General features: G+C 62.9%; 20 protein-coding genes. 3 read left to right on the forward strand and 17 right to left on the reverse strand.

The genetic code is table 11. The annotated features are described in order from the left end of the window. Positions 1–205: 205 nt before the first annotated feature. The 9 genes from EL199_RS09055 to lptM all read right to left on the reverse strand — a co-directional run bounded on the left by EL199_RS09055 (position 206) and on the right by lptM (position 11,220). Entirely contained in the window at positions 206–1,018 is an 813-nt protein-coding gene (locus EL199_RS09055; protein ID WP_004142108.1) for a hypothetical protein, read from the reverse strand. Positions 1,019–1,078: 60 nt separating this feature from the next. Continuing rightward, complete coding sequence (locus tag EL199_RS09060) at positions 1,079–2,602, reverse strand: NAD(P)H-hydrate dehydratase (RefSeq protein WP_126316064.1); 1,524 nt, start codon at positions 2,600–2,602, stop codon at positions 1,079–1,081. Beyond that, the gene (truA, locus tag EL199_RS09065) at positions 2,589–3,386 is read right to left on the reverse strand and encodes a tRNA pseudouridine(38-40) synthase TruA (protein WP_004142103.1); all 798 of its coding nucleotides are present in this window, start codon (positions 3,384–3,386) and stop codon (positions 2,589–2,591) included. Before truA ends, EL199_RS09060 begins: the two co-directional genes overlap by 14 nt. After that, positions 3,386–6,664, reverse strand: coding sequence for a FimV/HubP family polar landmark protein (locus tag EL199_RS09070; protein ID WP_004142101.1), 3,279 nt, complete (start codon positions 6,662–6,664; stop codon positions 3,386–3,388). The genes truA and EL199_RS09070 overlap by 1 nt, the downstream gene beginning before the upstream one ends. Positions 6,665–6,755: 91 nt before the next feature. Further along, positions 6,756–7,850 carry a 3-isopropylmalate dehydrogenase gene (gene leuB / locus EL199_RS09075; RefSeq protein WP_004142099.1) on the reverse strand — a complete coding sequence of 365 codons (1,095 nt, stop codon included), beginning with the start codon at positions 7,848–7,850 and terminating at the stop codon, positions 6,756–6,758. Between the two features lie 2 nt (positions 7,851–7,852). Continuing rightward, positions 7,853–8,464, reverse strand: a complete 612-nt coding sequence (leuD, locus tag EL199_RS09080) for a 3-isopropylmalate dehydratase small subunit (RefSeq protein ID WP_004142093.1) — start codon at positions 8,462–8,464, stop codon at positions 7,853–7,855. Beyond that, a complete protein-coding gene (gene leuC / locus EL199_RS09085; RefSeq protein ID WP_004142091.1) occupies positions 8,461–9,867 on the reverse strand; it encodes a 3-isopropylmalate dehydratase large subunit in 1,407 nt (468 codons plus the stop codon). Before leuC ends, leuD begins: the two co-directional genes overlap by 4 nt. Further along, on the reverse strand, positions 9,864–11,108 hold the full coding sequence (gene lysA, locus EL199_RS09090) for a diaminopimelate decarboxylase (RefSeq protein WP_232008283.1): 1,245 nt from the start codon (positions 11,106–11,108) through the stop codon (positions 9,864–9,866). Before lysA ends, leuC begins: the two co-directional genes overlap by 4 nt. Continuing rightward, positions 11,101–11,220, reverse strand: a complete 120-nt coding sequence (gene lptM / locus EL199_RS09095; protein WP_081447838.1) for an LPS translocon maturation chaperone LptM — start codon at positions 11,218–11,220, stop codon at positions 11,101–11,103. The genes lysA and lptM overlap by 8 nt, the downstream gene beginning before the upstream one ends. Positions 11,221–11,251: 31 nt before the next feature. Between lptM and EL199_RS09100 the strand changes: the two genes are divergently transcribed. Next, positions 11,252–11,905: an alpha/beta hydrolase gene (locus EL199_RS09100; protein ID WP_004142087.1), complete on the forward strand. Its 654-nt coding sequence runs from the start codon at positions 11,252–11,254 to the stop codon at positions 11,903–11,905. A gap of 39 nt (positions 11,906–11,944) precedes the next feature. Here the strand turns inward: EL199_RS09100 and EL199_RS09105 are convergent, their stop codons facing one another. The 5 genes from EL199_RS09105 to EL199_RS09125 all read right to left on the reverse strand — a co-directional run bounded on the left by EL199_RS09105 (position 11,945) and on the right by EL199_RS09125 (position 16,210). Beyond that, positions 11,945–12,613: a hypothetical protein gene (locus tag EL199_RS09105; RefSeq protein ID WP_004142085.1), complete on the reverse strand. Its 669-nt coding sequence runs from the start codon at positions 12,611–12,613 to the stop codon at positions 11,945–11,947. A gap of 12 nt (positions 12,614–12,625) precedes the next feature. Next, complete coding sequence (locus EL199_RS09110) at positions 12,626–13,861, reverse strand: DUF819 family protein (protein ID WP_004142083.1); 1,236 nt, start codon at positions 13,859–13,861, stop codon at positions 12,626–12,628. Positions 13,862–13,868: 7 nt separating this feature from the next. Further along, positions 13,869–14,453 carry an RdgB/HAM1 family non-canonical purine NTP pyrophosphatase gene (gene rdgB, locus EL199_RS09115; protein ID WP_004142082.1) on the reverse strand — a complete coding sequence of 195 codons (585 nt, stop codon included), beginning with the start codon at positions 14,451–14,453 and terminating at the stop codon, positions 13,869–13,871. A gap of 63 nt (positions 14,454–14,516) precedes the next feature. Beyond that, positions 14,517–15,206, reverse strand: a complete 690-nt coding sequence (locus tag EL199_RS09120) for a hypothetical protein (protein WP_004142080.1) — start codon at positions 15,204–15,206, stop codon at positions 14,517–14,519. A gap of 65 nt (positions 15,207–15,271) precedes the next feature. Beyond that, the gene (locus EL199_RS09125; protein WP_004142078.1) at positions 15,272–16,210 is read right to left on the reverse strand and encodes a bile acid:sodium symporter family protein; all 939 of its coding nucleotides are present in this window, start codon (positions 16,208–16,210) and stop codon (positions 15,272–15,274) included. 71 nt (positions 16,211–16,281) lie between these two features. On the opposite strand from EL199_RS09125, the gene EL199_RS09130 reads away from it, so the two are divergent. Beyond that, complete coding sequence (locus tag EL199_RS09130) at positions 16,282–16,914, forward strand: trimeric intracellular cation channel family protein (RefSeq protein WP_004142077.1); 633 nt, start codon at positions 16,282–16,284, stop codon at positions 16,912–16,914. Between the two features lie 25 nt (positions 16,915–16,939). Here EL199_RS09130 and EL199_RS09135 read toward each other — a convergent pair whose 3' ends face one another. After that, positions 16,940–17,089 (reverse strand): hypothetical protein, encoded by a 150-nt coding sequence (locus EL199_RS09135; RefSeq protein WP_004142076.1) that lies wholly within the window; start codon positions 17,087–17,089, stop codon positions 16,940–16,942. Further along, positions 17,086–18,069 (reverse strand): glutathione synthase, encoded by a 984-nt coding sequence (gene gshB, locus EL199_RS09140; protein ID WP_004142073.1) that lies wholly within the window; start codon positions 18,067–18,069, stop codon positions 17,086–17,088. The genes EL199_RS09135 and gshB overlap by 4 nt, the downstream gene beginning before the upstream one ends. A 122-nt stretch (positions 18,070–18,191) precedes the next feature. Here gshB and gshA point away from each other — a divergent pair, with 122 nt between their 5' ends. Further along, the gene (gene gshA, locus EL199_RS09145; RefSeq protein ID WP_004142071.1) at positions 18,192–19,709 is read left to right on the forward strand and encodes a glutamate--cysteine ligase; all 1,518 of its coding nucleotides are present in this window, start codon (positions 18,192–18,194) and stop codon (positions 19,707–19,709) included. Positions 19,710–20,026: 317 nt separating this feature from the next. Here gshA and EL199_RS09150 read toward each other — a convergent pair whose 3' ends face one another. Continuing rightward, positions 20,027–21,514 (reverse strand): tetratricopeptide repeat protein, encoded by a 1,488-nt coding sequence (locus EL199_RS09150; RefSeq protein WP_232008284.1) that lies wholly within the window; start codon positions 21,512–21,514, stop codon positions 20,027–20,029. Positions 21,515–21,629: the final 115 nt, after the last annotated feature.

The following is a 21,629-nucleotide window of genomic DNA, read 5'->3' on the forward strand; positions in this document are numbered from 1 at the left end:
GCGAAGCAAGAGATTGGGCTAGGGTGAGGGCGGCAAACGTGAAAAATCGAAATCTTGTCTCGTAAGCAACATCGCTCATCCCCCAACTTTTCCCCCACTGCGGGCTTCACCCTGCAGGGGAGGCGGAGTGTTCAATTGTCAACAGCCCCTAGCGCTCAGGTAGGTGTATGTAAAAAGGCTGCCCGCAGGCAGCCTTTTGCTGTTTTTAGTCGGTAAGGACGGCGTTTTTGATTTGTTCGATGAGCGCGCGGCGTTCGCTTTTGTTCAGGCCGCCGATGCTTTTTAGCTGGTCGTCGAAGGGGACGGGGGCGCCGTCGCCATCTTTGGGGGTGAAGGCGAGCAGGGTCAGGCGGTCGCCGTTGTCACCGGTAATCCACGGGCTGCCTTTGCCGAAGTTGAGGCCGATTTTGACGGTTTTGCCGTTGTGTTCGGCAAGGTAGCTGGTCGCCCGATCGCCTTTGCGCGTGGCTTCGATTTCGGTCAGTTGCCACGGCTGAGCTTCTTTGCGGTTCAGCCCGGCAAGGAGCGCGCGGCTGCGCGGCAGGGTGATGAACAGGCCGTAGAGGGCGAGCCAGAGGCAGAGCAGGAGGGCGGCGAGGAACATGAGGGCAAGGACGGCGCGGTTCATGATTTTGTCCACGGCGATGTCCAGCGTGATGTTGGCGGGGTTGTCGTTGGCGGCGATGGCGGTCACGGTATAGTCGCCGCTGGAGAAGTCAAAGAAGGCGAAGGTTTTTTCAACGCTGTGTCCGTCGTGGCGGATGGTCGCCTTGCAGCCGGTGAAGATGGCCTTGCGTGTTTTGCATTCGCCTTTGATATCGGCGTCGATGGCGTGGTAGGCCTGCCCAATTTTGTAGTCGGCATAGATGGCTTTGCCCATGTCGGCGACCCACCAGGCGATGCCAGCGGCCACCAGCAGCAGGAAGAGCGCGGCGATGACGGCGCGTACCGGGTTGTTGACGCCGATACGTTTCATCTTCAGGCGTTTTCCGGGGAGTTCGAGGGTGTAAGTGCGCATGGTTTTTTCTTTTGGTTTGAATGTGGAGGGCGCGGATTATACGCCGAGGTGAGCGTTTATTCAGGAATTCAGCGGATCAGGAAAGAGGTTTTGCAACGCGGCGGGGATGGCGGCGAGGACGTCGCGGGCGGTGAGGCTGGTGAGGTAGCTGTCAGCAAGGGCGATGTCGGCTGTGAGGCCGTGCAGGTAGCTGCCGATGGCGGTGGCGGTAAAGGGCGGGTAGCCCTGCGCCAGCAGGGCGGCGATGATGCCGGCGAGGACGTCGCCGCTGCCGCCTTTGGCGAGCCCGGCGTTGCCGGTAGGGTTGATGAGGGTATCGCCGTTCGGCGCGCTGATGATGCTGTATTTGCCTTTGAGGACGACAACCGCGTGCAGGCGGGCGGCGAGATCGCGCGCGGCGGCGATGCGTTCGCGATCGTGCGCAAGCGGGCGGCCGGCGAGGCGGACAAATTCGCCCGGATGCGGGGTGAGGACGCTTGCCGGCGGCAGTTTGGCTTGTAGCGCCGGGTCGGCGGCGAGCAGGTTGAGTGCGTCGGCATCCCAAACCATCGGACGGTCGTGGTAGCGCTCGGCGAGGTCGTGCAGCAGCGCGGCGGTGTCGATGTGCGTGCCGAGGCCGCAGCCGAGCAGCAGCGCGTCAGCGGCAATGTCGCGCGTGAGGCGGCTGTTGTGGTTGGGGTGCGGGTCAGCGTCGCTCATCGCTTCCATCACTTGCGCGTGGTAGGCGTCAGTGCAGGCGGCGGGCAGGTGCGTGGTAAGCAGGCCGCAGCCGCTGCGCAACGCCGCTTGTGCCGCCATCACTGCCGCGCCGGTCATGCCGCGGCTGCCCGCGATAAGGAGCAGGCGTCCGGCGTCGCCTTTATGGGCAAAGCGGCGGCGCGGGCGCTGTTGCGTGCGTAGCCAGGCGGGGTCGAGCCAGCGCGCGCTGGGGGTGTCGGCCAGCGCGGCGCGGTCAAGGCCGATGGGCAGCAGGTGCAGCGTGCCGACGTAGGGTTCGTGTTCTGCCCAGAGCAGCGCCGCTTTGGGGCAGCCGAGGCAGAGGGTGTGGCTGGCGTGGACAACGGCGCTGTTCGGGGCATGCGGCTGCTCGGCTTGCAGGCCGGAAGGCAGGTCGATGGCGACGACGGGGACGGGCGCGCGGTTGATGGCGGCGACGAGGCTGGCGTAGGGTTCGGCCAGCGGGCGGTTGGTGCCGACGCCAAAGAGGGCGTCAATCAGCACGCCACGCGCGGGCGGGGTAAAGGTGGCGAGGTCAGCAGTCGGCAGCAGGCGTTCGAGGCGGGCGGCATTGGCGTCGTGATCGGCGCCGCAGGGGCGGTTATGCGGGCGGTACACTTGCACGCTGTCGCCACGCATAAAGAGCTGGCGCGCGATGACTAGGCCGTCGCCACCGTTGTTACCCGGCCCGGCGACTATCGTCCAGTCGTGGTTGTCCGGATACAGTTGCAGCAGTTTAGCGGTGCAGCAGCTGGCGGCGCGCGCCATCAGTTGCAGCGAGCTGATGCCTTGACGTTCGCAGGTGAGGCGGTCGAGCGTGCGGATGTCGTCGGCGTTCGCCAGCGGCAGTTGTTCAGGAAAATGCATCGGGTATCCAGGCAGGCGGGAAGGCGGGCAGCGCGTATTCGCGCGGGTAGGCGACGCCGTGGAAGTACAGTCCCTGCGCCGGAGCGGTCACGCCTGCGCAGCGGCGATCGCGGCTGGCAAGCACTTCGCCCGGCCAGGCGGTATCGCGGCGGCCATCACCAACGGCAAGCAGGGTGCCGACGATGTTGCGCACCATGTGGTGCAGGAAGGCGTTGCCGCAGATATCAACGGCAATCCAGCCGTGGCGTTCGCGTACGTCGATGCTGCGGATGAAGCGCCACGGCGATTTGGCCTGGCATTCGGCGGCGCGGAAGGCGCTGAAGTCGTGTTCACCAATGAGCGCTTGCGCGGCGCTGTGCATGGCGGCAGCGTCAAGCGATTTTTTGTGCCAATGGCAACGCCGCGCCCACAGTGCCGAAGGCTGGGCGCGGTGGCGGATGAGGTAGCGGTAATGGCGTTCGCGCGCACTGTAGCGGGCGTGGAATTCGGCTGGCACGGCGCGTATCCATTGCAGGCGGATGTCGGCGGGCAGGTAGCGGTTCGCACCGGCAAGCCAAGCAAAGTCGCTGCGCGCCGCACCGGTATCGAAATGGATGACTTGCGCGGTGGCGTGCACGCCTGCGTCGGTGCGCCCGGCGCAGGTGGTCTCGACTGGATGCGCCGCAACCTGGCTCAGAGCACACTCAAGCTGTTCCTGAATGGTGGCCGCAAAAAAGGGCTGGCGCTGCCAGCCCGCATAGTGCGTGCCGTCGTACTCAAGGCCGACGGCATAGCGTGTGGTCATCAGACTTTTTCCAGCTGCTCCAGCATGCTGCGCGCGCGGATTTTCTGCGCTTCGCTACCAGATTCCAGCACTTCGTCCAGCCAGGAACGTGCTTTTTCTGCTTTGCCCATGACGATGAAGGAGGTCGCCATGTCGAGGTTGATTTCCATCGCTTCCACGTCCACGTCTGCATCCGAGGCGGCAGGCGCGATAACAGGTTTGCTGATGGTAACGGTGGCTTTGGGCGCAGGTTCGGCAGCGGCAAGCTGGTCAATGTGCTGCGGAGCGGCGGCCGTTTTCACGGTTTCGGCGGCTTCAACGACGACGTCTTGCGCAGTGTCGCTGTTGAAGAAATCCAGCGTTTCATCGTCTGCCGCGGCGGCAGCAACCGGCGCGACCGCTTCAGGCGCGTGTACCGGCTCGTCTTCCAGCGCGAAGAAATCCAGCGCTTCGTCTTCAGCCTTGACGTCAACCGGTTCTGCGGCAATCACCACGGCATCGCTGACGACGGTGTGATGCGGCGCCGGTTTTTCGTCTTCGTCGCTGGCGAAGAAGTCGAGGCCGTCGTCTTCTGCTGCGGGAGCAGGCGCCGGTGCAGGCTCGGCTTTGGCGGGCGCTTCTTCGGCAAAGGAGATAAAGTCAAAGTCGTCGCCTTCGTCTGCGGTAGCCGGTGCTGGTTCTGCCTTGACAGGTTCGGCAGGCGCAGCGGGTGTTTCGGCGGCGAAGGAGAGGAAGTCAAACTCGTCTTCCGGTTCGGCAGCGGTTTTGTCTGCATGTGCCGCAGGTTGCGCTTCCACTTTGGCGGCAGGCGTTTCTTCGCTGGCAAATGAGAGGAAGTCGTCAAATTCGTCTGCCTCGGCTTCGGGCGCGCTATGTGCTTCGGGCTTAGCCACGGCGGCGGCGGGTGTTTCTTCGCTGGCAAACGACAGGAAATCGTCAAATTCGTCTGCGGCTTCCGCTTCGTCGGCGTGCGCGACCGCGGCGAGCTTCGGCTCGGTTTTTTCTGCCGGGGCGCTGTCTTTTTCGAGGCTTAAGAAGTCGTCAAACGCGTCATGGCTGGCATTGCCATTCGCCAGCGCTGCGGCGGCCGGTTTGGCCGGAGCATCGTCTTCAGCGGCGAATTTTTCCAGGTCGTCAAAGAAGTCGTAGTCTTCGTCGGCGCTGTCGTCCGCGGCGGGCACGGCAATCGCAGCCGGTTCTTCTTTGTGCAGGTCAACCCCCGCGACGGCGGCAACCGGAGAGGCCGGTTCGTCATCCGGGATTTCCAGATCCTTGAAGAAGTCATCCGGCAGTTCGTCCGCGGAGTGCGGTTCGCCGTCGTCGTATTCGTCACGGTATTTGGGCAGGCCGGAGAATTTGTTGTTGAGGTCGTCCAGTTCGGAGAGTTGCGCGTTGAGACGGTCCAGTCCGTCCAGGTCAGCGCTGGCAGGCGCGGCGTTGCGCACTTTGACTTCGCCCACTTTGTCGCCAACTTTCTGGCTTTCGTTCGCGTCCATTTCCGCGGCAAGGCGGTCAATGGCGTCTTGCGAGAATTCTTCCATGTTGTCTTCGTCGTCGCGGCGCTTGCGCTTGGCGAGCATGAAGGCAGCGGCACCACCGAGGGCGAGAACGCCGGTACCTGCGGCAGCAAGCAGCGGCAGCGGCAAGCCGCTGGAGACTTTGTCTTCGGGTTTTTCTTGCGCGACGGCGACGACCGCAGCAGGTTTCATTTCCGGTACGGTAGCCGGTGCGGCGCTTTCAGGCGCTGCGTCGTTGGCGGCGACTTCCACCGCAACCGGTGCGTTTCCTTCTGCCGGCTGTTCGTTCGGGATGGGTTCGGGTTGTACGGCAACGACTTCCGCCGGTTGTTCGGCCGGGGTGTCGTTGGCGGCGATTTGCGGCGCGTTGTCAGCAGCAAGTTCAACCGGCGCTTCTGTGGCGGCAGGTTTCGCCTGGTTGGCCGCGAGGGAATCGGCGCCATCCAGCGTCAGCGCGTTGCCATCCAGCGGCGCGTTTTCTGCGCCACCGCTCGCCGCTTCCGGCGCGGGGCTGTCGTTCTGTGCGAGTTCCACCACAGGTGCGGCGGCCGCTTTGTTGTCTGCTTCTTTCTGCGCGGTTTCGTCGGCTTTGGCTTCGGCGTTTTGTGCCACTTCGGCAGCGGCTGCCGCAGCAGCAGCTTTGGCCGCGGCTTTTGCCGCTTTTTCGGCTTTTTTCGCCTCGGCTTTGGCCTTGGCGCTGTTGTCGGCGACTTCCGCCGGCACGGCTTTGCCCGCAGGCAAGGCAGCAGCAGACGGATCGGGGATGACCAGCGTGCTGCCAATCATCAGGTTGCCCATGTCGTTATGCGCAAACGAGCCACGGTTGGCGTTGTAGATGGCGCGCATCATTTGCTGGATAGAAACGGAATCGGACGGACGCGCGGCGTTGGCAATGGAGAACAGGGTTTCGTTCGATTTGACCGGGCCGTATTTGCTGCCGACCGGAATGCTGCCCGGTTTGACCGAGGCGGAGTAGTAGGAGTAACCGCCTTCGCCGTTGTCGTTGCGTGCAGCAGGGGCAGGGCGCGTCTGTTTTTGTTGCAAGGCGAGATCGTGTCCACCCCAGCCTTCGCTGTCGGCGCTTGCCGCGCGCAGCGGGGCTTGTGCTTTGCGCGCCGCGATTTGTTGTTCTTTGGCCTTGTCTTTTTTGGCTTTTTCTTTTTGCTCTTTTTCTTTTTTCGGGTTGGCCAGCACCGGCTCGCTACGGCGGGTTCCGGCCAGTTCGGCACGTGATTCGGGCTCGCCTACCGGCAGCAGTTCGCGCTCGGCTTTTTCCGCTTTGTCTTTTTTGCCTTTTTTCTTGCTTTTGCTGTCGCTGTCCGCAAGCGTCGGTTTTTCGACGACTGCCATTGGCTCGGCCGCGTTGGGGTTTAACGGGTCAGGGTTGAAGAAGGCGGCGTATTCGCGGGTAACGGTGCTGCCGTTACTGTTGATGGTAATGAGGAAGTTGACGAACGGCTCGCGGATGCTGGCGGTACTGGTGACGCGGATGACGTATCCTTTGCCCGACGGCACCAGGCTGAAGCGCAGTTTTTGGTGGCTCGGCAGCAGTTCGATGCCGCGCGCACGATAAGCCGCCGCGCTGGCGAGTTGTACGGTGGCGCCTTTGGCACTCGCGGTGGTCAGTCCTTCTACCGGAATGGTGGCGCTCATCGGCTGGCCGATGCTGGAATTGACATGGATAGGGCCGAGGCCGATGGAGATGGCGGCACTGCTGCACCCCAGACCGACTGCCAGTGCAACGGTATGGCGCAGACGTGCAGGTGTTTGATTCCTGTTCATTTTGTGCTCCTGAGCCGTATTGCATCTACGGCGGTATCATAAAAACAACATTGAGATTATAGCAGCAGTTGTTATACAAGCAAGTAATGTTTTATACAGACCGCGCCAATGCTGCTTCCATCTCGCGGCAGACGGCATCGCCGATGGCGGTGGTGCTGTATGCTTGTTGCCCGTCTGCAACAATATCGGCGCTGCGGTAGCCCGCGCTGATGCATTGGTTGACGGCGTTTTCCAGCAACGCGGCGATGCGTTCTTCTTTTAGGGAATGACGCAGCAGCATGGCGAGCGAGAGCAGCATGGCGTAGGGGTTGGCGATGTTTTTGCCGGCGATGTCCGGCGCGGAGCCATGCACGGGTTCAAACAGGCCGACGCCATCACCGCGCAGCGAGGCGGAAGGCAGGAGGCCAATCGAGCCGGTGAGCATCGAGGCTTCGTCGGAGAGGATGTCGCCGAAGAGGTTGCCGGTGACAATGACGTCGAACTGGCGCGGGTCGCGCACCAGCTGCATGGCGGCGTTATCGACCAGCAGATGGGTCAGCGCAACGTCGGGGTAGTCGGCGGCGACGGCTTCGACGGTTTCCCGCCACAGTTGTGAGCTTTCCAGCACGTTCATTTTGTCAATCGAGCAGAGGCGTTTTTGCCGACCGCGCGCTGCTTCAAAGGCAACGCGGGCGATGCGCCGCACTTCGCTTTCGCTGTAGCGCAGGGTGTTGTAACCCTCGCGTTCGCCTGCGGCATTGGTTTCGATGCCGCGCGGTTGGCCGAAGTAGATGCCGCCGGTGAGTTCGCGCACGATGAGGATGTTCAGCCCCTGCACCCGTTCGGGTTTCAGCGCGGAGCGGTCAATGAGCGCGTCCATGACTTGCGCCGGACGCAGGTTGGCGAACAGTCCCAAATCGGCGCGGATGGCGAGCAGGCCGGTTTCCGGGCGTTGCGCGCGCGGCAGGCCGTCCCATTTCGGCCCGCCGACGCTGGCAAGCAGCACCGCATCGGCGGCGCGGGCTTTGGCGCGGGTCGCTTCGGGATAGGGTTCGCCCGTGGCATCCACCGCGCAACCGCCGAGGTCGGCGTAATCCAGCGCGACCGCCAGCCCGGCTTTGCTTTGTAATAAATGCAGGATTTTTTCGGCTTCTGCCATGATTTCCGGGCCGATGCCGTCGCCGGGGAGGAGGAGGAGGTTTTTCATGTTTATTCCTTGAATAGCCAGGGGAATTGTTGCCGGTGCCGCGCTTCGAAGGCGCGAATCTCGGCGGCGTGTTGCAGTGTCTGCCCGATGTCGTCGAGGCCGTGATAGAGCGCGTGTTTGCGGAAGCCGTCCACGCTGAACGGGTAACGCGCCGCCCCGCATTGGATGGTCTGCGTTTCCAGATTGACTTCTATCGTAACCGCCTCCGCCGCCTGTGTCGCGGCCAGGAGCGCTTCGGCGTCGGCAGCGCTGACTTGTGCGGGCAGGATGCCGTTTTTGAAGCAGTTGCTATAGAAGATGTCGCCGAACGATGGCGCGATGACGGCGCGGAAACCGTATTCGTCCAGCGCCCACACCGCGTGTTCGCGCGAGGAACCGCAGCCGAAATTCGCCCCGGCGAGGAGGAATTTGGCGCCGTGGTAACGCGCTTCGTTCAGCACGAATGCCGGGTCGGGCGTGCGGTCGGGTAGATAGCGCCAGTCATCAAAGAGGTGCTGGCCGAAGCCGGTTTTGCTGATGAGCTTCAGATATTGCTTCGGCAGGATGGCGTCGGTGTCGATATTGCTGCGAAAGAGCGGCATGAGCAGGCCGCGTTCAACGGTAAATGCTTTCATGCCAACCACTCCCGCACATCGACAAAGCGCCCGGCGACCGCTGCCGCCGCTGCCATTGCCGGACTGACCAAATGGGTGCGTGCGCCCTGCCCTTGCCGTCCTTCAAAATTGCGGTTGGAGGTGGAAGCGCAGCGCTTGCCCGCCGGGATGCGGTCGGCGTTCATCGCCAGACACATCGAGCAGCCCGGCCCGCGCCATTCAAAACCGGCGGCGGTGAAAATGCGGTCGAGGCCTTCCGCCTCCGCCTGCGCCTTGACCAGCCCGGAACCGGGCACGACCAGCGCCGTTTCAATATTCGCCGCCACCTTGCGCCCTTGCAGGATGCGGGCGGCGACGCGCAAATCTTCGATGCGCGCGTTGGTGCAGGAGCCGATGAAGACTGCATCGAGCGGAATATCGCCCACCGCCTGCCCCTCGTGCAGTCCCATATAATCAAGCGCGCGCGCATAAGCGTTGCGCTGGTTGTCATCGCGCGCGTCGGCAAGATGCGGCACCACGCCGCCGACATCGACCACCATTTCCGGCGACGTGCCCCAGCTTACCTGCGGTGCAATCGCGGCGGCATCGAGCACCACTTCGGCGTCAAACCGCGCATCCTCGTCGCTGACCAACGTGCGCCAATAGGCTTCCGCCGCGTCCCACAGCGCGCCCTGCGGCGCACTCGGCCGCCCGCGCAAATAGGCGAGCGTCGTCTCATCGACTGCGACCAGACCGGCGCGTGCGCCCGCTTCAATCGACATATTGCACATCGTCATCCGCCCTTCCATCGAAAGCGCGCGGATGGCCGAGCCGGCGAACTCCAGCGTGTAGCCGGTGCCGCCTGCGGTGCCGATGGTGCGAATCACCGCCAGCATCAAATCCTTGGCGAACACCCCCGGCTGCAACGCGCCGTCAATGACGATGCGCATCGACTTCGTCTTCTTCTGCGGCAGACATTGCGTCGCCAGCACATGCTCGACCTCGCTCGTGCCGATGCCGAAAGCGAGCGCGGCAAAGGCGCCATGCGTGGACGTATGCGAATCGCCACAGACCACCGTCATCCCCGGCAACGTCAAGCCCTGCTCCGGGCCGACCACATGCACAATCCCCTGCCGCGGGTCGCGCCGCCCAAACAAACGGATGCCGAACTCGGCGCAGTTGCGCTCCAGCGCCTCCACCTGTGCGCGCGAAACCGCGTCCTCAATCTCGCGCTCCGGGTGCAACGTCGGCACATTGTGGTCGGGCACCGCCTGCACCGCATCGACCCGCCACGGCTTGCGCCCGGCAAGACGTAGCCCGTCAAACGGCTGCGGCGAGGTCACCTCATGAATCAAATGGCGGTCAATATAAAGCAGTGCCTGGCCGTCCGCCTCGCGCACCACATGCGCCTGCCAGACCTTGTCATACAGCGATAACCCGCTCACAGTACCTCCTGCGCCCACAAATCGGCAAACGTTTCGCGGCGGCGAATCAGCCGCGCCTGCCCGCCTTCGATTAACACCTCGGCCGGACGCGGGCGGGAGTTGTAATTGCTCGCCATCGAAAAACCATAAGCGCCGGTGCCGGGAATGACGACCACATCGCCGCGCTCGCCACAAATCGGAAAATCACGCGCAAACGTATCGCTGCTCTCGCACACAGGGCCGACCACATCCATGCGCGACACGCCGTCATACGGACGCGACACATTCACCAACGACGGCCGCACCTGATACAGCGCCGGACGCACATAATCATTCATCGCCGCATCCAGCATCAAAAAATCCCGCCCCGATTGCGACTTACGGAACACCACCTGCGACAACAACAACCCGGCATTGCCGACCAGCGAGCGCCCCGGCTGCAAATGCAAACGCAGCGGTCGCTCGCCTACCCGCTCCAGCAGCGCGCGAGACAAATCCGCAGGCGTGAGCGCCATAAAATCATCGGCCGTCTCAATCCCCAGACCGCCGCCCAAATCCACATGCCCAAGCGCGATACCTTCCGCGACCAGCGCATCGGCAAGCGTCAGCACCGAATCCGCCGCCTGCAAAAACGGCGCCAGCGAACGAATCTGCGAACCAATATGACAACCCACGCCGACCACGCGCAGCGACGGCTGCACCGCCGCCCAACGATACAGCGCGGGTGCATCCTCCAGCGCCACGCCAAACTTGTTCTCGCGCATCCCGGTTGAAATATACGGATGCGTCTTGGCATCCACATCCGGATTCACCCGCAACGCGACCGGCGCGACCTTGCCCATGGCAGAAGCCACCTCGGCAAGACATTGCAACTCCGCCGCCGACTCCACATTAAAACAGCCAATCCCGGCCGCAAGCGCCGCCTGCATCTCTGCGTCCGACTTTGCCACGCCGGAAAACACCACCTGCGCCGCGTCGCCGCCCGCCTGCAACACCCGCGCCAACTCGCCGCCGGAAACAATATCAAAACCCGCACCTTCCGCCGCGAGCAGGCGCAAAATCGCCAAATTCGAATTCGCCTTCATCGCAAAATGCAGCTGCAACTCGCGCGGCAACCCGTGCGCCAAATACGCGCGGAACTGCCCACGGATGGCGTCGCCGTCATAGACATAAAGCGGCGAACCAAACTCGGCGACCAAATCCACCAGCGACACCCCGCCGACACACCCCTGCGCATCCATCCCGGACAAAAACTCACTCACCGGCCTGCTCCTGCGCCTTTGGCGCGCCATCATCCGGCAAATACAGCGGCCCCTTCTGCCCGCAGCCTGCGCACAAAGCCGTTACAATAGACAACATCAAAAACCTGAACATAACGAAAACCCGCTAAAAAAGGAGCGAAATTATGGCACAGCCCCTCGAACGAATCACCCACGGCGCCGAAAAAAACGCCACCCACAGCATCATCTGGCTGCACGGCCTCGGCGCCGATGGCAACGACTTCGTCCCCATCCTGCCGCAGCTTGAGCTGCGACCGACGACGCGCATCACCTTTCCGCACGCCCCCGTGCGCCCCATCACCCTGAACTACGGCATGCCGATGCGCGGCTGGTACGACATCAAAGACTTGAGCTTCGAGCAACGCGACGAAGACCTCGCCGGCATCGAGGCGAGCGCCGCGCAAATCCTCGCCATCGCCGAAGAAGAAGAACAGCGCGGCATTCCGGCAGAAAACCTCCTCTACGCCGGCTTCTCGCAAGGCGGCGTACTGGCGCTCTACCTCGGCCTGCACCACCCCTGCGCGGGAATCCTGGCGCTTTCCACCTATCTTGCCGACCGCGACCACACCCCGCCCGCCGACTGCGCCCACTGCCCGCCCATCCTGCAAATGCACGGCACCCAAGACCCCGTTGTTCCCTACACCGTTGGCAAACTGAGCTACAACCTCCTGAAAAGCAAAGGCTACGCCCCCGAATGGAAAACCTACCCGATGCAGCACCAGGTCATCTCGGAACAACTCGCCGACATCGCCGCCTGGCTGCACGCCCAAGGATTTTGAGCGCATGACACCCAAACGCCCCGCAGCGCGGGGCGTTTTTCATGAACCTATCGCGTCCGCGCGTTGCCGCAGGGTGCGCCGCAGGTCGGCGCGGGCGTCCAGCGTTTTTCGCTCGCGATCGCGGTTAAAAATGCCGTTCAGGAAATGATGCAGCATGGCGATGGCGATAAAGAGCCCCAGGATGATGACCAGCGCCGCGCCCGGCCGCCACAGGCCGAATTTGAGCGCCACCGCGATGCTCATCAGCAGCCAGGCGAACCAGATGAAGGCGTTGAGGGTGATGAGCGTGGTCGGCGGGTGCAGCTGGAAGGTATCGGGCAGGGCGTTTTCCGCGTAGGTTTCTTGGCCGAGGCTGTAGTTGTACACGGCGACCAAGTGTTCCCCCGTGCGGTCTGCGACCCAGGCGACGGCGACGTCATGCCCTTCGCGCAGCGCGACGTCCCAGTTTTCCAGCTCTATCGCTTCTTCCTTGCCGCTCGCGTCGTCGCGCAGGAAAAACTCGTGATAGGTGCGGGTTTCGCTGCTGCTGGCAAGGGGATTGGTGCCCGCGTGGATGTTGCCGTCGTTGTGGGTATCGAGGTAGCTGTCTCCGCCGCTAATCCGGGTATGGACGATGCGGCTTTTCTGGCTGGCGACGACGGTGCCACGAAAGAGGGTGGTCGTGCAGCGGTATTTGCCGTGGTAGTGGTAGGGCTCGGTGCGGCGCATGGGGCAGGAAAATCAGGGGGCGACGATATGCCGCAGGATTTCGGCGGTGATGTAGCCGCCAATCGTACCCAGGGTGTAGCCGAGGATGCCGAGCAGCACGCCGACCGGCGCGAGCGCCGGATGGAAGGCGGTGGCGACGATGGCCGCGGATGAGGCGCCGCCGGTGTTCGCGTTCGAGCCGACGCAGAGGAAAAAGAGCGGCGCGCGGATAAGGCGGGCGACGGCAAAGACGATGGCGATATGGATGCCCATCCACAGCGCGCCAACGAGCAGCAGCCGCCATTGTTCGTGGATGCCGTTCAGGCGGATTTGCATGCCGATGGCGGCGATGAGGATGTAGATGAGCGCGGTGCCGAGTTTGGAGGCGCCCGCGTGGTCAAGTTTGCGCGCCGGAGTGAAGGAAAGCAGCAGGCCGATGAGGGTGACGAGCAGCACTTGCCAGAAGAAGGCGCTGTTCAGGCTGTATTCGGCGGCGCGCGGGTATTGGTTGAACCAGGCGGCAATCAGGTTGCCGCAGGTGTGGCTGATACCAACCACGGCAAAGGTCAGGCCGAGCATTTGCATGAGATCCGGCAGGGTGGTGATGCGCGCGTGTTCGCGTTCGTAGGCTTCCACGGTGCGGATGACCTGGTCGATGCCCTGGGTGTCTGCCTTCAGCCAGCGGTCGATGCGCGGCGCGTGGCGTGCCATCGCCAAAATGGCAAACAGCCAGACGGAGGCGAGGGTCGCGTCAATCAGCAGCATGGTGCCAAAGAGGTCGCCATCGACGTGGTAAAGCTCTTTCATCGCCGCCTGGTTGGCCGCGCCGCCAATCCAGCTACCGGCAATGGTGGCAAAGCCGCGCCAGATGCGGTCGCCATCGACCCATTCGGGCGCAATGGCGTGAAAAATGGCGAGGCTTAACACACCGCCGAGGATGATGGCGAGGCTCGCGGTCAAAAACATCGCCAGCACTTTCCAGCCGAGGCCGAGCAGTTTGGGGACGTCCATCGACAGCGTCATCAGAAAGAGGCTCGCCGGCAGGAGGTAGGTGGCGGCGAAGCTGTAGATTTGTTTGCCCAGATCGGGGGCGAAGACACCGGCGCTGTTCAGCCCTGCTGGCACGAAACAGCAAAGGACGATGCCGGGCAGGATGGTATAAAAACGACGCCAGAAGGGATGGGCGCTGTTGCCGGTGTAGAAGATGGCGCCGACGACGCCCATGATGAGGCCGAAGGCGGCAGGCAGCGTGGTAATGAGCGGGTTCATGTGTGTATTAGTCGAGGTCTAAATAAAGTTCGGTAAACGCGGCGAGGGCGCGCGCGCGGTGACTGATGCTGTTTTTCTCGGCGGCGCTGTATTCGGCGGCGGTGCGGCTGTCGCCCGCAGGGACAAAGAGCGGGTCGTAGCCGAAGCCGCCGTCGCCGCGCGCCTCAAGGGCAATCGTGCCGTGCCACAGGCCTTGCGCGATGATGGGCAGCGGGTCGTCGGCATGGCGCAGATAGACGATGAGGCAGACGTAATAGGCGCGGCGGTCTTGCACGTTTTCCAGCGCCGCGAGCAGTTTGCGGTTGTTGCCCGCATCGCCTTCGCCGCTGTAGCGCGCGGAATAAATGCCGGGGGCGCCGCCGAGTGCGGGTACGCAGAGGCCGGAGTCGTCGGCAATCGCGGGCAGGCCGCTTTGCCGTGCGGCATGGCGCGCCTTGATGAGCGCGTTTTCGACGAAGGTCAGGCCGGTTTCCGGGACGTCTTCGATGCCGTAATCGCGCTGCGCCTTGATTTCGATGCCAAAGCTGGCAAGGATGGCGGAAAGTTCGGCGATTTTTTTGCCGTTGTTACTGGCGAGGAGGATGGTTTGCATGGTGCGCAGGGTTAGGGTTATGTGAGATGAAGGGGGCGGATGCGCGCAAGGCGCCTTGCCGCTTTATGGTGTATTGCCTTGCTGCCAGCTGCTCTCGAAGGCTTTGAGCGCCGCTGCGTCGGCATCGGGCGGAAGCGCTGCGGTGCGCAGGCGGCTGGCGCTGTCGCCAGGGTTTTGCAGCGCCGGAGCAAGCTGCCCGTACACCCAGCGGATTTTGGCAGGGGCGTCAGCCGCAGGCGCAGCGGCCGCTTCTAATTCGGCGACACCCGCCGCGGTTGCCGCCTGCCGCAACAATTCGCCGCTGCGCGCCGCCGCATCGTCTGTGTTTTGCAGGGCGCGGTTGAGTGCGCCGGTGTAGCAGCCGAGCGTCTGCGCGTGGCGGTAGTCGTCGCCATTTTTTTCGTTGAACCAAGCGGTCGCGTCGTGTTTGCCATCATCGCCGAGGGCAAGTTGCGCCAGGCGCTGCGCCAGCGGCGTGAGGTTATGTTGCGCGAGCAGGGTACTGCCCCAGAGGGCAAGCGCGTCGCGACCGTCGCTACTGCGGCAAAGCGCGGCGAGGACGGCATTGCCGTTCACTTGCAGCGCGGCGCTGATTTGTACCGCTGCCTGCGCTTCGCCTGCGGCGAGTTTGCCCGCGTGTTTTACGATGAAGTCGCGACGCGATTGGGCGTCGGCGGCAAGCGCGTCATCTGCGCGGGCAGGGGCGAGGGCGAGCAGGCAGGCGGTGAGGATGAGGATGAGGATTTTCTTCATGCGGTTTGAGGGGGATGTCAGATAACGAACGCCCTGCCCCGCGGGGAAAGGCGCAGTTTGGGGGATTATTTTCCGTGCCGCTTGTCCCACCAGGTGCAGATGTTGGCGACCAGCGCGCCGCTGATGTTGTGCCAGACGCTGAAAATGGCGCTCGGCAATGCCGCTTCCGGGCTGAAGTATTTGGTGCCCAGCGTCGCGCCAAGGGCGCTGTTTTGCATGCCGACTTCTATCATGATGGCGCGGCGTTGCGCGCTGTTGAATCCGGCGGCACGCGCGGCAAGCAGTCCCAGCAGGTAGCCGAGCAGGTTGTGCAGGATGACGACGCCGAAGATGATCATGCCGCTTTTGGCAATCGCGCCTTTGCTCAGCGCGACGACGCTGGCGAGAATCAGGACGATGCAGACGACGGAGATGAGCGGCAGGGCGTCGCGCAGCACTTGCAGGTGGCGGTCAAACAGGCGGTTGATGATGATGCCGCCGACGATGGGCAGCAGCACCATGTCAACGATGGAGAGCATCATCGCGCCCACGGCAATGTCTACGGTTTTGTGCGCGTAGAGTTCGAGCAAAAGCGGCGTGAGGAACGGCGCGAGCAGGGTTGAGCAAGCGGTGATGGTGACGCTCAGGGCGACGTCGCCACGCGCGAGGTAGGTCATGACGTTGCTCGCCGTGCCGCCGGGGCAGCAGCCGACCAGGATGACGCCAAGGGCGACCATCGGCTCAAGGCTGAAGACGTGTACCAAAAGGACGGCAAGCAGCGGCATGATGAGAAACTGCGCGACGACGCCCAAGAGTACCTGGAAGGGACGGCGCAGGATTTCCGCGAAATCGCGCGCGCGCAGGGTCAGCCCCATGCCGAACATGATGATGCCGAGCGCATAGGGAATCGCTGGCTTGAACGGCGTGAAGACTTGCGGCGCGGTGAATCCGGCGATGGCAAAGACGATTGCCCACAGGGCAAATGTCTGACCGATGAAGGTGGAAAGCTGGCGTAAGCCCTGCATGGATGACCTCTCTGTGAATTTTTTGAAAGGGTGCTATCCTAGCGCGCCACCTCCCGCAACGCCAGCCCGCCATGACCCTTGCCCCTGAAACCATCGTCGCTGTTCTCGATTTTTTCGGCGTCTTCACCAGCGCCGTCGCCGCCACCGTGCTTGCCAAGCGGCAGCAGCTCGATATTTTTGGCGCGGTGATGATTGCCTTCGTCGCCTCCATCGGCGGCGGCACCACGCGCGATTTGCTCTTAAACCGCCACCCGCTGTTTTGGCTGAAAGACCTCAATTACGCCTGGACGATTACGCTGACATCGCTGTTTACCCAAGTGTTTTATCACCAGTTTGAGCGGCTGGACAAACCCTTCCGCTGGTTTGACGCGCTGGCGCTGGCGACCTTTACCGTCATCGGCATCGAAGTCGGGCAAATGCGCGGCGCATCCGCGCCGGTGGCGGTGCTGATGGGGGTGATTACCGCGGTGATGGGCGGCATCCTGCGCGACATCGTCTGCCGCCAGGTACCGCTGCTGTTGCGCAAGGAAATCTATCTGACGGCGGCGATGGTCGGCGGCGTGTTTTACTTCGTGCTGCTGCACGCCGGCGTCAGCCTGTGGGTGCGCGACCTGCTGACGCTGCTCCTGGTGCTGGTCATCCGCGGTTTCGCCATCGTTTACAACTGGAACTTGCCGGATATCGCCATCCGGCGGAAACCATAAAAAAAGCGGGGCAAGCCCCGCTTACTTACCGCTCCTGCCCGCTACAACACGGACAACCCGGCACATGGTCGCTTTCGTCTTCGACTGCCTCGGCTTGGCGCGCGTAGCGCCACAAAAGCGCTTCGCCTTGCAGTTTCTCGCCTTCGGCAGCGGGCTTCTTTTCGGCAGGCGTCATGCCAGACCCTCCCAGAAGCGGCGCGCTATCGGCTGTCCAGTCGCCTTTTCAATCTCGCGCATACAGGTAGGGCTGGTGACGTTCAGCTCAGTCAGATAACCGCCGATGACATCCAGCCCGGCCAGATACAACTGCTGTTCGGCAATCAGCGGTTTGACCTGTTCAACAATCCACCATTCGCGCTCGCTGAGCGGCTGCACCACACCGCGCCCACCGGCGGCGAGATTGGCACGGAACTCGCCCTCGGCAGGCAGGCGCGCCAGACCATGATCAACCGCCGCGCCGTTGATGACGAGAATGCGCTTGTCGCCCTCGCTCACCTTGTCCAGATAACGCTGCACCATCAGTGTTTGCAGGCCGTCCGGGTTCATCGCGTCCAAAATCGCGTTGGTGTTCTTGTCGCCCTGGGTCAGCTTGAAAACGCCGCTGCCGCCCATGCCGTCCAGCGGTTTCGCCACCGCCTCGCCGAACTCGCGCAGAAAGGCGAGAATCTCGCCGCGCGACTTGGTGATGAGCGTCTCCGGCGTGCATTGCGGCAGGCGGGTGATGGCAAACTTCTCGTTCATGTTGCGCAGCGCCTGCGGCGGATTGACCACCCGCACCCCCTGCGCCTCCAGCAGATCGAGCATATAAGAATCATAGATATAGCGCAGATTGAAGGGCGGGTCCTTGCGTTGCAGCAGCACATCGACCTCGCCCAGATCAATCACTTCCTCGTTCAGCACGCGGAAATAATCCTCGTCCTGATCATAGAGTTGCACCGTGCGCACATAAGCCTGCACCGCACCGTCGCGCACCTGCCAGTCGCGCTGGCCGAAGACCATCACCCGGTGGCCGAGCGCCTGGGCGGCGAGCATTAGCGCGAACGTCGTGTCCTTGTAAGGCTTGATTGACTCCAACTCATCCATCAAAACCGCGATATCCATCACAACCTCCCAACATTGACTTAAAACCGCATCATAAGCTATCTCGCCTCCCATTTGAATTCCATACGAAAGTAAACGCCATTCCGCCGAAAAAAGGACTTTTTTCGGCGGGTTGCCGTATGGAATCCAAACGGAGCCCGCTATATCATGCCTGCTCATTTCCACGGAGACCGGCCATGCAAGACCTCACCCTCGCCCACGGCAACCTCGGCATCGAACGCGAAACCCTGCGCAGCAACCCCGATGCCACCCTCGCCACCACGCCGCATCCCGCCGCCCTTGGCAGCGCCTACACCCATGCGAACATCACCACCGACTACGCCGAAACCCTGCTCGAACTCGTTACCGACCCGCACCCGACGCCGGACGCCGCCTACGCCCAGCTCCTCGCCCTGCACCGCTACTGCGCGCAAAACATCGGCGCGGAAACCCTCTGGCCGGGCAGCATGCCCTGCATCCTCCCGGAAAACAGCGACGACATCGCCATCGGCTACTACGGCACGAGCAACGGCGGCAAAATGCGGCGGCTCTATCGCGAAGGCCTCGGCCACCGCTACGGCAAAACCATGCAAATGATCGCCGGCATCCACTACAACTACTCGCCACCCGCTGCCCTCTGGACGCAACTGGCGGCGCGCGACGGCGAGACCGCCGACCAGGACTACATCAACCGCCGCTACATGGGCGCACTGCGTGCTATCAACCGCCACGCCTGGCTCATCAACTACCTCTACGGCGCCTCGCCCGCCGTCCACGACAGCTTCGCCCCGGCGCGCGCCGTACTCGATACCCTGGCGTCGCACACCCTCGGCTGGACGGGCGCGACCAGCCTGCGCATGAGCGACCTCGGCTACCAGAACAAAACCCCGTTCACCATCAGCTTCAACGACCTCGCCACCTACACCCGCGATCTCGCCAGCGCCGTATCCACCCCGGCGCCGCGCTTTGAACACCTCGGCCTCTACAACCCCGACGGCAGCCGCAAACAAATCAGCACCCACATCCTGCAAATCGCCAACGAATACTACACCGCCGCCCGCCCCAAACAACCCATCAAAAACAACGAACTGCCGACGCTGGCGCTCGCGCGGCGCGGCATCGCCTACCTCGAACTGCGCCTCCTGGACTGCAACCCCGAAGACCCTTGCGGCGTCAGCCTTGACCAACTGCGCATCCTCGAAGCCTTCATGCTCTGGGTCATCCTGAATCCCGATGCGCCGCAAAACCACAGCGCGCGCGACGAAAACGCGCATAACCGCCTGCGCACCGCCTGCTGCGGCCTCGGCGAACACTTCACCCTCAAACAAAACCAGCGCGACCGCCCCGTGCAGGACGCCGCCCTCGAACTGCTGCACGCCCTCGAACCCGTCGCCGCGCGGCTGGACGAAGAACGCGGCGAAAACGCAACCCGTGCCGCCCTTGCCGCGCTCATCAAAGAAGTAGAAGCGCGCCGCCACCTGCCTTACCGCGCACAAGCGGGCAACCATACGGGATTCCTCGACTACCACCTTGGCTGGCGCGAGCGCCACCGCGCCACCCTGCACGAACCAATCGCCGCAGACATTGAAGAAGCGCTGAAAAAACAGGCCGCCGCCAGCCTGGAGCGGCAAAAAGAAAAAGAAGCCGAGCCGCAGCCCGACTTTGAAACCTACCTGCAAAACCATTTCGCGCCCTTGCAGGAACTCCTGCAATAACTACGGGAGGAAAAATGGAGCCATTTGTCTTTAGGGCGTGTCGACAATTGAGACATCCCCCCTCCCCCGCGGAGGGTCGGGGAGGGGGTGGGCGATGTTGTTGATGAATCGAAATTCCGGTTTTTCAATGGATTGCTGCTCTCACCCGAACCCCTCTCTCTTGCTGCGCAAGCAATACTTGTCACTGCGTGAGCTGTTCCAGTCCCAGAGGGACAAGCATTGCTCGCGTAGCGAGAGAGGGGCTCGTTCGTCGAATTGTCAACAGCCCCTAGAAGAAACGCCGCATGATGCGGCGTTTCTTCTGGTTAGCGGCGGCGTCAGAACACTTCGCTTTGTGCCTGGTCATGGGCGCGCTGCCATTTTTCCAGCTGGCGGTGGGCTTGGGCGACGCCTTGTGCGGCGGCGCGTTGCCACCATTTTTCTGCTTCTTCGTCGTTTTCTTCGACGCCGAGGCCTTCGCGGTAGAGGCTGCCCAGTTGGTATTGCGCCTGCGCGTGTCCTTGTGCGGCGGCTTTTTCGTACCACTGCGCGGCGCGGCGGTAGTCTTGTTCGACACCCTGGCCGGTTTCGTACATGAAGCCGAGCTGGTATTGGGCGTCGGCGTTGCCCTGTTTTGCCGCTTGCTCGAAGCTGGCGGCGGCTTGTTGCGCGGCGTAGGTGAAGTGATTGACGGCGCGGCGGTAGCCGGCGTCGTCTTGTTGCAGGCCGTGGTTTTCGCGGCAGGTAAGGTCGGGGTAGTACCAGGCGTCGTTGTCGTTTTCGTCGGCGATGGGGTCAATCCAGAGGTCGGTCGTACGGGTAACGGGTTCGTTTGTCACCGGCGGTTCCGGCGCGGGGTGGCGCTCGATCCAGACGAGGCTCTGGTGGTAGTCGTCCAGCAGTTCCCAGCCTTCGCGGTGCTGGATGCCGAGCGGGTAGTAGTCGAGGTCGCCATCGAAGGTCATGTCGTAGTAGTGGCCGGTCGCGGGTTCGGCAAGCGGCGAGATGCCTGCGGTTTGGTGGTACCAGTCGGTGAGGACTTTTTCGGCGAGGTGGATGAGGTATTCGGCGGCGCTGTCGTTGCCTTGTTCGGCGGCAACCGCCAGCCAGTAGCGCGCCATGTTGTCGTCCTGGGCGACGCCGATGCCTTTGTCGTAAAGAAGCCCCAAGCGGTATTGCGCTTTGCTGTCGCCCTGTTCGGCGGCGCAGCCGTACCATTCGGCGGCCTGTTCGGCGTCTTGCGCGACGCCGCGGCCACGCTCGTACATCATGGCGAGGTTGCATTGGGCTTTGGCGTAGCCTTGTTGGGCGGCTTTTTCGAACCAGCGCACGGCGCGGCGGTCGTCCTGGGTGACGCCGTTGCCGTGGAAGTAGAGGTTGCCGAGGTTGAATTGGGCTTCGACGTCGCCTTGTTGTGCGGCCTGCACGAACCAGAAGGCGGCGCGGCGTTCGTCCTGCGGTACGCCTTGTCCGGCGATGTAGAGGTTACCGAGGTTGAACTGCGCCTGTTTGTCGCCTTGGGTGGCGGCGCGCTCGAACCAGTAGGCGGCTTGTTCGTCGTCGATTTCGACACCGCGCCCCTGGCCGTACATCCAGCCGAGGTTGCATTGGGCGGCGGCGTGTCCCTGTTCGGCGGCTTTGCTGTACCACTCGACGGCGCGGCGGTCGTTTTGTGCGGTACCGCGGCCGTTGGCGTGCATCCAGCCGAGGCGGAATTGGGCGGCGGCGTCGCCTTGTTGGGCTTCTTGTTGGGCGAGGGTGTAGGCCTCAAGGTCGTGTGCGGTTTCTGGGTCGGTGTTTTTCTTTTTGGTCAGCGGCAATTTCACGCGGTTCTCCATGTTTTCGTGCCAAGGCGTGCTTGCAATGGTGTTTTGATGTTTGTCGCTACGCGGTTTTTTTCACCCCCTCCCCTGCCCTCCCCCGCTTCGCCGGGGAGGAGGG

Source organism: Cardiobacterium hominis (genome assembly GCF_900637305.1).
GTDB classification, from domain to species: Bacteria; Pseudomonadota; Gammaproteobacteria; order Cardiobacteriales; family Cardiobacteriaceae; genus Cardiobacterium; species Cardiobacterium hominis.